General features: G+C 72.3%; 8 protein-coding genes. 2 read left to right on the top strand and 6 right to left on the bottom strand.

All coding sequences use genetic code 11. From position 1 onward, the window contains the following. Positions 1 to 109: 109 nt before the first annotated feature. Positions 110 to 1,030, bottom strand: a complete 921-nt coding sequence (locus DFR72_RS43650; RefSeq protein ID WP_090073776.1) for a peptidoglycan-binding protein — start codon at positions 1,028 to 1,030, stop codon at positions 110 to 112. Positions 1,031 to 1,040: 10 nt separating this feature from the next. Further along, a complete protein-coding gene (locus DFR72_RS43645) occupies positions 1,041 to 1,565 on the bottom strand; it encodes a response regulator transcription factor (protein WP_090073520.1) in 525 nt (174 codons plus the stop codon). A 97-nt stretch (positions 1,566 to 1,662) separates the two neighbouring features. Between DFR72_RS43645 and DFR72_RS43640 the strand changes: the two genes are divergently transcribed. Further along, positions 1,663 to 5,778 carry an nSTAND1 domain-containing NTPase gene (locus DFR72_RS43640; RefSeq protein ID WP_090073522.1) on the top strand — a complete coding sequence of 1,372 codons (4,116 nt, stop codon included), beginning with the start codon at positions 1,663 to 1,665 and terminating at the stop codon, positions 5,776 to 5,778. Here DFR72_RS43640 and DFR72_RS43635 read toward each other — a convergent pair. Next, on the bottom strand, positions 5,733 to 6,398 hold the full coding sequence (locus tag DFR72_RS43635) for a response regulator (RefSeq protein WP_090073524.1): 666 nt from the start codon (positions 6,396 to 6,398) through the stop codon (positions 5,733 to 5,735). The two genes, DFR72_RS43640 and DFR72_RS43635, sit on opposite strands and share 46 nt — an antisense overlap. Continuing rightward, positions 6,395 to 7,477 carry a sensor histidine kinase gene (locus tag DFR72_RS43630; protein ID WP_090073525.1) on the bottom strand — a complete coding sequence of 361 codons (1,083 nt, stop codon included), beginning with the start codon at positions 7,475 to 7,477 and terminating at the stop codon, positions 6,395 to 6,397. The genes DFR72_RS43635 and DFR72_RS43630 overlap by 4 nt, the downstream gene beginning before the upstream one ends. 133 nt (positions 7,478 to 7,610) lie before the next feature. On the opposite strand from DFR72_RS43630, the gene DFR72_RS43625 reads away from it, so the two are divergent. Beyond that, complete coding sequence (locus DFR72_RS43625; protein WP_245984032.1) at positions 7,611 to 7,907, top strand: DUF6223 family protein; 297 nt, start codon at positions 7,611 to 7,613, stop codon at positions 7,905 to 7,907. Here the strand turns inward: DFR72_RS43625 and DFR72_RS43620 are convergent. Together DFR72_RS43620 and xylB are read right to left on the bottom strand one after the other, a co-directional pair. Beyond that, on the bottom strand, positions 7,864 to 9,009 hold the full coding sequence (locus DFR72_RS43620) for an ROK family protein (RefSeq protein WP_090073526.1): 1,146 nt from the start codon (positions 9,007 to 9,009) through the stop codon (positions 7,864 to 7,866). The two genes, DFR72_RS43625 and DFR72_RS43620, sit on opposite strands and share 44 nt — an antisense overlap. Further along, entirely contained in the window at positions 9,006 to 10,430 is a 1,425-nt protein-coding gene (gene xylB / locus DFR72_RS43615) for a xylulokinase (RefSeq protein WP_090073529.1), read from the bottom strand. Before xylB ends, DFR72_RS43620 begins: the two co-directional genes overlap by 4 nt.

Below are 10,430 nucleotides of genomic sequence, written 5' to 3'. Positions count from 1 at the left end.
AGGCGACGGGTTGATGCGGCCCGCACGCCACACCCAGTGGCGCACGGAGAACGCGACTCGGCTTGAAGGGTCGAGCATCACGCTCGAACCTTCAGAGCCGAGAAGTTGACTAGAAGCAGCCCGTGCGGGGCAGCGACGACGGCGCCGGCGGCGTCCGCCCGTCGTACAGCGCGAGCAGGAAGTTCTGCGGGCAGTAGGACGTCCCGCTGATCTTGATCGCGATGTGCAGGTGCGGGCCCGTCGAGTTGCCGGTGTTGCCGGTCGTGCCGACGCGGTCACCGGCCTTGACGGCGGTGCCGTTCGAGACCGACCACGACGAGAAGTGGCAGTAGATGTAGTCGACGCCGCTCTTGACGATCCGCAGGCCGTTGCCGCAGCCGTCGGGCTCGTTGATGCGGTAGGCGGTGCCGGTGACCATCGCGTACGCCGGCTTGCTGTTCACCGGCAGGTCGATGGCGGGGTAGTCGTGGTGCGGGTCGTCGTACTCGCTGCGCGGCAGGGCGCTCTTGGCCAGCGGCAGGCTGTAGGTGCCGCCGCCACCGCCGCCGGAGCCCGAGCCGCCGACCAGGGTCTGCCAGGTGTCCGGGCCGACGATGCCGTCCGCCGACAGGCTCTTCGACCTCTGGAACGCCACGGCCGCGTTGTGCGTGCCGCCGCCGAAGTCCCCGTCCTCGTCCAGGCCGTAGCCGTAGCGGTTGAGCTGGACCTGGGCCGCGCGCACGGCGTTGCTGTTGTTGCCCTGCTTGACGCTCACGACGAGCTTCGGCCACGTGTTCGGGCCGATCTGGCCGTCCGCCGACAGGCCGTTGGCGCTCTGGAACTGCTTGACCGCCGTCTCGGTGGCCGGGCCGAAGTCGCCGTCGGCGCTGATGTTGTAGCCGCGGTGGCGCAGCAGGTGCTGGGCGGTCAGCACGGTCGCGCCGTTCTGGCCCTCCTTGACGTTCGGCCACGCCGGCAGCGCCGCCTGGGCGGGGCTGACGACTCCTATCAGAACCCCGAACGAGATCAGGGCGGCAACGAGGATTCTCATGCCCAGCACGCTAGGAACGCACCGCCGACGGGCGCCCTAGTCGCGAGACCAGTTGTGTGCGGTCGCGGCAGCCGAACTTCCGCAGCAGGTTCGACACGTGGTACTTCACCGCGCTCACGGTGATGAACATGGCCGCGGCGATCTCCGCGTTCTCCCGGCCCTCGGCGACCAGCCGCAACGTCTCCCGCTCCCGGACCGTCAGCGTCGCCGGTGGCGGGCCGGGCAGCAGCGAGGACACCAGTCGCGGCGACACCCAGCCGCCGAACCGGTGCACGTCGTGGACCGCCCGCACGATGTCCTCCGGCGGGTCGTCGGCGAGCACGAGCCCGGTCACCCCCAGGCGCACCAGGCCCTCCACGGCGTCGACCGACGGCAGCACCGCGACGGTCCGCGGCCCCGCGGCGCGGGAGGCGTCGGTGACGACCACGTCGGCGGGAGTGCCCGGGCCGGCCCACGACGCGGCGGCGAGGCGGGAGGAGATCCTGTCGGCCAGCAACGTGCTGCGCAGCGACAGCGAGACATGGATGGTTCGCACGTCCCGGAACGGTTCGGGCAGGACCGTACTTCCGCGTATCGGCTGCGTATAACGCCAGGTCGTTGTTACCGTTCCGCCGATCATCGGGGGAGGGTGCGTGCGGTTCCGGGTGCTCGGTCCGATCGTCGTCGCGGCAGGCGAGGGGGAGACCTCGTTGCGTTCGGCGAAGCAGCGGACCCTGCTCGCGATGCTGGTGCGGCACGCGAACACGCCCGTCTCCGCGCAACGGCTGATCGAGGTGCTGTGGGAGGTCCCGCCCGCTTCCGCGCAGGAGAACGTCCGGCTGTACGTCCACCGGCTCAGACGCGCGCTCGGGCTCGGCGACCGGATCACCCGCAGGCCCGCCGGGTACGAGCTCACGATCGAACCCGGTGAGCTCGACGCGGACCGGTTCGACCAGCTGACCGCGGACGGCGAACGGGCCATCGAGGACGGCGACCCGCAGAAGGCGGCAGACCTGCTCGCCGAGGCGCTCGGCCTGTGGCGCGGCCCGGCCTACCCGGACCTGCCCGGCCAGTTCGGCGCGCGGCTGGACGAGGCCCGGCTGCGTGCCGCGGAGGCACGTGCCGCCGCCGAGCTCGCGCTGGGCCGGCACACCGGGGTGATCGGCTGGCTGACCGAGCTGGCCGAGGCGAACCCGTACCGCGAACCGTTGCACGCCAAGCTGATGACCGCCCTCTACGGCGCGTCACGGCAGGCGGAGGCTCTGGAGGTGTTCCGCCGGGCCCGCGAACGGCTCGTGGACGACCTCGGCATCGAACCCGGCGCCGAACTGCGCGGCCTGCACGAGACGATGCTGCAGGGTGCGCCACCGCGGGAGGCCGCGCCGCCCCGGCTCTCGCGCGCGGACTGCCCGTACCGCGGCCTGATGGCCTACCAGCCGGAGCACCACCCGTGGTTCTTCGGCCGTGACCACCTCGTCGGCCTGGCCACCCGCCGGATCGACCGCCACCCCGTCGTCGGCGTGTTCGGCGCGTCCGGCAGCGGCAAGTCCTCGTTGCTGCGGGCCGGTGTCGCCGGAGGGCTCGACGCGAGCTGGCGGCCGATCGTCATCACGCCGACCGCGCACCCGATGGCAGCGCTCACGAACGCCCTCGCGTCGTTCACCGGCAAGCGGCCCGACCTCGTCGCGGACCCGGCGGCGTTCGACGTCGAGGTGCGCAACGCACTCGCGAACGGCCCGGACGACGTCCGCGTCCTGCTCGTGGTCGATCAGCTGGAAGAGCTGTTCACCCTGTGCGCCAGCGAAAGTGAGCGCTCACAGTTCATCGGGGTGCTGCTGGACGCCGCCCAGGGACCGCACCGCCGCACGCGGGTCGTGCTGGGCGTCCGTGCGGACTTCCTCGCGCACGTCACGCAGCACCCCGGCCTGGTGCGGGCACTGGCGGACGAGGCGACCGTGCTGGTCGGGCCGCCCTCCAGCGCCGACCTGAGGGACATCGTGCTGCGTCCCGCCACCACGAGCGGGTTGTCCGTCGCCGCGGACCTGCTCGCGACCGTGCTCGCCGACGTGGACGCGGAACCGGGTGCGCTTCCGTTGCTGTCACACGCGCTCGTCGAGACGTGGCAACGTTCGGGCACCGAGCTGACCCTGGCCGCGTACCGAGCCGGCGGCGGGGTTCGAGGTGCGATCGCGCAGACCGCCGAGCGCGCCTTCGACGACTTCGACGTCACCGAGCAGCAGGCCATGCGCCGGATCCTGGTGCGGCTCACCGCGTTCGGCGACGGCACCGAGGACACCCGCCGCCCGATCCGCCGCGCCGAGCTCGACGGCATCGCCGAGGACCGGGTGATCGACGGCGTGCTGGGCCGTCTGGTCGCCGAGCGGCTGGTCGTGCTGGACGAGGACACCGCCGAGATCGCCCACGAAGCGTTGATCCGCGCGTGGCCCCGGCTGCAGCGCTGGCTCTCCGACGACCGCTCGACGTTGCTGGTGCACCGGAGGCTGACCGCCGCCGCCCACACGTGGGACGAACTGGACCGGGACGAGGGCGCGCTCTACCGGGGTGCGCAGCTGGTCATCGCGTCGGCCTGGGCCCAGGACCACCCCGGCGAGCTGAACACGGCGGAGGAGGCGTTCCTCGCGGCGAGCCGCGAACGCGACGAGGCCGAGCAGGTGACGGTGAAGCGCCGGAACCGGCTGCTCACCAGACTCGTCTCGATCATGAGTGTGCTGCTCCTGCTCGCCGCGGGCGGCGGTGGCGTCGCGTGGTGGCAGTCGCGGGAAGCCCAGCTGCGCCAACGGATCGAGCAGGCGCACCAGAACGCGCTGTCCGCCCGCGGCCTCGTCGACACGGCACCGGACCTCGCCGGGCCGCTCGCCATGTCGGCCTACCGCCTGCACGCCGACGACGACACCCGTGGCGCGCTGCTGAGCACCGCCTCCGCGCCGCGTCGGCGCATCGAGTTGAACGCGGACGGCCCGCCCGTCCTCGATGTGAGCGTGTCGCACCGGGGTGACGTGATCGCGACGGCCGACCGGGACGGCCACGTCACGCTGTGGGAGCCGAGAACCCGGTCGCGCAAGCTCCTGCTCGCCGACCACAACGCGTTCACCGACGGCGGCTACGCCCGGCAGGCCGAGTTCAGCGAGGACGACAGGTACCTCGCCTCGAACGCGTCGCTGCCCGCGCTGGGTGGAAGCCGTGGAGACGTGGTGGTCTGGGACCTCACGACCGGGAAGGCCGTGTTCTCCCGCCAGTTCGACGTGATCACCGCCGGGCTCGCGTTCCACCCGGCCGGGACGTCGTTCGCGGTCGGCGTCGCCGGTGGGGCCGTCGAGGTGTGGGACGTCGCCGCCCGGACCAGCCGGACCTTCCGGGGGCACTACTCGGAGGTGAACGCGCTCGCGTTCAGCCCGGACGGATCGCTGCTGGTCACCGCGAACGGCAAGGAGCACCCGCTGGTGTGGGACGCCGCCTCCGGCGCCCGGATCGGCGAGATCCCCTCCCTGGAGGTCAACAACGTCGTCTTCGACGGCATGACGATCGGCACCGCGACGTTGCGCGACGGGGTGAAGTTCTGGGACGTGAGCGGGAAGCTGCTGTCCGATCTGCCGAAGCAGGGCGCGTACGCGTGGGAGGCGTCGGAGCCGGTGGGCGGCCGGATGGCGGTGGCGGACGAGGACGGGCTCATCACCATCTGGGACGTCCGGACCGGCCGCCCGATCACGACCTACCGCGATCGCGGCCGCACCGAGTCGAGAGCGATCGCGCTGGGACGTGACGGCACCCTGCTGGTCTCCGGGGGTTACGGCCGGATCGTGGCGGTGCGCGAGGACGCCGTGCCGCCGTTCACCGGGCATTCCGGCGGCATCAACGACATCGACGTGTCCCACGGCACGGTCGCGTCCGCCGGTGACGACGCAACCGTGCGGCTGTGGAACCTCGACGGCACCGCACTGGCCACTTTGGACGGTCATTCCGACCGGGTGGAGTCGGTGTCGTTCAGCCCGGACGGCGCCCGGCTGGCCGCGCTGACCCGCGACCACACCATCTCGATCTGGGACGTCGCCCGGCGGGAGCGGCTGTCGTCGTTGTCCTACAGCGGTTTGGGAGCGTCGACCGACATCGCCTTCCAGCCGGACGGGCGCGGGATCGTCACGGCGTCGCTCGGCCGGTTCCGGTGGAGCCTGCCGGAGCTGGAGCAGGGTGCGTTCTCCGGCGGGCCCTACATCGCGAGCGCCGTGGAGTTCACCCCGGACGGCCGCCTGCTGATCTCCACCGACCCCGCGGGCGGCGCGATGCTGTGGGACCTGGCGGGCGACAGGCTGGAACGGCGGGTCAGCACGGGGCAGGGCGACGTGCGTGACGTCGCGATCAGCCCGGACGGCACGCGGTTCGCGACGGCGGGCGCCAACCGGACGGTGAAGGTCTGGGACGTGGCCACGGGTGCCGAGCTGATGACGCTGACCGGTCATTCCGCGCCGGTGGTGGCGCTGGCGTTCAGCCCGTCCGGCGCCGCGCTGGCGTCCGGGGGAGAGGACGACGCGGTCGTGGTGTGGGACCTCGGCACCCGCTCGGGCACCACGCTGACCGGGCACACCGGGCCGGTGCAGGCCGTGGCGTTCACGCGGGAGGACGAACTGGTGACCGGGGCCAACGACGCGCGAATCATCCGCTGGTCGCTGTCCGTCGCAGACGCCGAAAACCGCATCTGCGCCGAGGGCTACCCGCGTTCGGAGGTCTGCGGGACCACCAGGCCCGACTCGTAGGCGATCACCACGAGCTGAGCCCGGTCGCGGGCGTGCAGCTTCATCATCGCGCGGTTGACGTGCGTCTTCGCCGTGAGCGGGCTGATCACCATGCTCGCGGCGATCTCGTCGTTCGACAGGCCACGGGCGACGAGCGTGACGGCTTCGCGTTCCCTGGTGGTGAGGTGGGTGAGGCTCGGGTCCTGCCGCAGCGGCTGGCTCACGTACCGGTCGATCAGCCTGCGGGTGATCGACGGTGCCAGGAGGGCGTCGCCACGGGCCGCGACCCGGACGGCGTGCAGGAAGTCCTCCGGCTGGACGTCCTTGACGAGGAACCCGGCCGCGCCCGCCTTCAGGGCGTGGAAGACGTACTCGTCCAGGCCGTAGTTGGTGAGGATCACGACGTGCGTGCTCGCCAGTGACGGGTCGGCGGCGATGGTCCTGGTGGCCTCGATGCCGTCCATCTCGGGCATCTGGACGTCGATCAGAGCGATGTCCGGGAGGTGCTTGCGGGCCTGCTCGAGGCCTTCCCGGCCCGTCCCGGCCTCGGCGACGACCTCGATGTCGTCCTCGGCGTTCAGCAGCGCGCGGAACCCGCTGCGGATCAGCGGCTGGTCGTCGACCAGCAGGACGCGGATCACGGCTGTGCCACGGGGAGTTCGGCCTGCACGCGGAAACCGCCTTCGACTCGGGGTGCCGCCTGGAGGTTGCCGCCCAGCGCGGTGACGCGTTCGCGCATGCCGAGCAGCCCGACGCCCGGTTCCGCCTTGCCGGGTACCGCCGTGCCGTCGTCGTCCACCTCGATGACCACCGCGTCCTGGCGGTAGTCGATGTGGACCCGCGCGGTCGCGGCGGCGGCGTGGCGGGCGATGTTCGTGAGCGACTCCTGCACGATCCGGTACGCCGTGCGCTCCACCGCCGCCGGGACGGCGTCGTGGCGGCCTTCGATCGTGAGCCGGGCGTCGAGGCCGGTGGCTCTGGCGCGTTCGACCAGTTCGGGGACGTCCTTGATGCCGTGCGGCGGGTTCTTGTCGTCGTCCCGCAGGGCTTCGAGCGTCGCGCGGAGTTCCCTGGCGGCCTCCCGGCCGGCGTCGCGGATCACCAGGAGCGGTTCAGGCACGTCCTCACCGCGTTTCCGGGCGAGGTGGACGGCGACCTCGGCCTGCAGCTTGATCACCGAGATCTGGTGGGTCAGCGAGTCGTGCAGTTCGCGGGCGATGTGCAGGCGTTCCTCGTTTGCCCGTCTGCGCGCCGCCTCCTCCTTGGTGCGTTCGGCCTCGTCTGCTCGGCGCTCGGCCTGCCTGAGTGCCTCACCGGCGGCCGCGGCGGCGATCAGCCACGCGATCTGCAGGACGTCGCGCGTCTGGGCGAACGCCTCGTACGTGGTGAGGTCGCGCGGCGAGACCAGCGCCGCGAGGGGGAGCGTGGCGAGCATCAGGACGGAGCCGGCGAGCGTGAACACGCGGTGGCCCGCCCGCATCGTCGCGTAGACGGCGAACAGGAAGGCGATCACCGGCACGTCCGCGCCGGTGGCCTGGTAGCCGAGTGCGAGGAGTCCGGTCGCCGCGAGCACGGTCCTCGGGGCCCGCCTGCGTGCGGCGAGCACCAGTCCACCGGCGGCGAGCAGCGCGTAGCCCGGGCCGGTGGCGGGATGGCCGGCGACGACGAGGCTCGCCGCCACTCCCGCGGCGATCGCCCAGTCCAGCCAGCGAGTGCTCATCCGTGCACCTTAAACCTCTGTTCACGCTGGTAGATCGTTCGCAGGGAGGATTGTCGGACTACTGCGCCCGCGGTACCGGGTGTCTGCGCCCGCACGACGACCTGAGGGCCGGTTCGGGGGTTGGCTGGTGCCCATGTTGCTTTCCGCTGCTTATGAGATGTCCGCCGGCCGCACGTTGTCGCTGGTCGGTGTCGTCCTTGGTGCGATCGGACTGTTGGCGCTCACTCGACGCGGTCTGTGGGCCGTCGTGCTGGGCGCGGCGGGGGCGGTGATCGGTGTCGTGGTCGTGGTGATGGCGAAGGGCGGGCCCGGCACCGGCTACGGCATCGTCGGCGGCTACGTGTCGCTCGCGGTGGGCCTGGCCGGTGTGGTGCTGGGCGGCCTGGCTATGCGAAGAGCCGCTCGGGCTGCTGCACCGCGCGCCTCGTGATCAGTCCGGCCGCGCCCCGCACCACCGCGAACTCGCCGAGGGGCGAGGCGAGCAGCCGGCTGTGCCGTTCGCCGCCCGCGAGCACCCTGCCGTCCATTTCGGACTGCACGGCCTTGCGGAGGTGGTCGTACAGCACGGCGTAGCTGCCGCCGAGCACGACCGTGGGGACGTCGAAGAGGTTCATCAGCGTCGCGATGCCGACCCCGAGCGCTTCTCCGGCCTTCCGCGCGGCGTCCACGGCCTTCTGGTCGCCCGCTTCGAGTGCCTTGCGCAACGAGTCGAGCCGCCGCCGTCCCGCCTCGCGCAGGATGACGTCGAGCCCCGCGTACCGCTCGACGCAACCGCGGCTGCCGCACGTGCAGAGGATGCCGTTGCGCTCGATCACGACGTGCCCCAGTTCGCCCGCGAACCCGCTGACCCCGCGGTAGACCTCGCCGCTCAGCACCACACCCGCGCCGATGCCGACGTCCGCCGTCACGTGCACGAAGTCCTCGCCCGCCAGGTGCCGCGGCCACAGGTGGGCGAGCGCGGCGAGGTTCGCCTCGTTGTCGAGCTGGATGTCGAGACCGGTTCGCTCGCCCAGTCCCTCGGCCAGCCGCGTGCCGACGAGCTCGGGCAGGTTGGGCGCCCGGACGATGACGCCGTCGTGCACGACACCGGGTATCGCGAGCCCTGCCCCGAGCAGCCTGCGCTCGGAGCCGGCGGTGACCTCGTGGATCAGTCCGGCGATCCGGTCGAGCACCTCGTCCGCCGTCGCCTTGCGCATGTCGGCGGGCACGAGACGGCGTTCGAGCGTCTCGCCGTCGAGGCCGAGGGTCTCGACGGCGAGGTGGCTGACGTTGATCTCCGCCCCGACCGCCACCGGCCCGGCGGGGTGGAAGCGCAACGGCTTGGACGGCCTGCCCATGCCCACGAGCGTGGCGGGCTCCTCCACCAGGATCCCGCCCGCCAGCAACGGCTCGGTGAGGTTGGACAGGGTGGCTTTGGTCAGGCCGGTGCGCGCCGCGAGGTCGGCGCGCGAACCGGGCCTGTCGACGAGGGCGAGCAGCACCGTGCGCAGGTTGCCGAGGCGAACCTGCCGCAGGTGGTCGACTGTGGTCATCGACTCAAGTATCGCTGTGCCGCGTCCCCGTACCGCGCCCGGATCTCCGGCACCGCCTTCGCCTCGTACCGCGTGCTTTCGGCCAACGTCCACTCGGGCGGCGTCGTCCCGCCCGTGAGCGTCCACGCGGCCTGCCGCGCCGCACCGTTCGCCACGTACTCGTCCGGCGCGGGCACAGTCACGGGCACACCGAACACCATCGGCGCGATCTCCCGCACCGCCGGAGAAACAGCTGCTCCGCCAACGAGCCGCACGCCCGTGACGTCCGCACCTTGCTCAGCGAGCGCGTCGAGGCCCACCGCAAGACCGCACAGCATGCCTTCGACGGCCGCACGCGCGATGTTGGCCGGGGTCGCGTTGGTGAGCGTCAGCCCGTGCAACGCACCCGTCGCGTCCGGCAGGTTCGGCGTCCGCTCGCCTTCGAGGTATGGAACCAGCACGACACCCTCGGCGCCCGGCTTGGCGGACAGCGCGAGGTCGCTGAGCCTGGCGAGGTCGACGCCCAGCATGCGGGCGGTCGCGTCCAGGACTCGGGCGGCGTTCAGCGTGCACGCCAGCGGGAGGTAGCGGCCCGTCGCGTCGGCGAACCCCGCCACGATGCCGGAGGCGTCCGCCGCACGCACCTCGCTGGTCGCGGTGACGACGCCGGAGGTGCCGAGCGACACCACGACGTCGGTGCCGCCGCCCACCCCGAGCATGGCCGCCGCGTTGTCGCCGGCACCCGCGCCGAGACGAACCGTCTCGTCTCGCCGGCCTCCCGCACCCGAGACGAGACGAGACGGTCCGTCTCGCCATTCGGCAGGACCCAGGACCCGCGGCAGCACCACGTCGGAGCGGCCGAGCGCGAGCGAGAGCAGGTCGGGCACGTAGGAGTTCGACACCGAGTCGAAGTAGCCCGTGCCGGACGCGTCCGAACGATCGGTGACCAGGTCGGCGAGCGAACCGGTGCCGCGCAGCCGCCACGTCAGCCAGTCGTGCGGCAGGCAGACCGCGGCGGTGCGCTGGGCGTTGTCCGGTTCGTGCTGGGCGAGCCAGCGCAGCTTCGTGATCGTGAACGACGCGACCGGCACGAGACCGATCCGCGCCGCCCACGCGTCCGCGCCCAGCTCGTCGGTCAGCGAGGCCGCGGCCGCCGCGGAACGGGTGTCGTTCCACAGCAGCGCCTCGCGCACGACCTCGCCGTCCTCGTCGAGGCAGACCATGCCGTGCTGCTGACCCGCGACGCTCAGCGCCGCGACGTCGTCGAGCCCGCCGGCGTCGGCGAGCGCGGACTGCAGAGCCGACCACCAGTGCGAGGGGTGCACCTCGGTGCCGTCCGGGTGAGCCGCGCGGCCCTCCCGGACGAGCCTGCCGGTCTCCGCGTCGCGAACCACGACCTTGCACGACTGCGTCGAGGAGTCGACGCCGGCGACGAGCGTCAT

Origin of the sequence: Lentzea flaviverrucosa (assembly GCF_003350445.1) — a bacterium.
In the GTDB taxonomy this organism is placed as follows: Bacteria; Actinomycetota; Actinomycetes; order Mycobacteriales; family Pseudonocardiaceae; genus Lentzea; species Lentzea californiensis.
The sequence above is the reverse complement of the archived record's forward strand: the minus strand, read 5'-3'. Positions and strand labels throughout refer to the sequence as shown.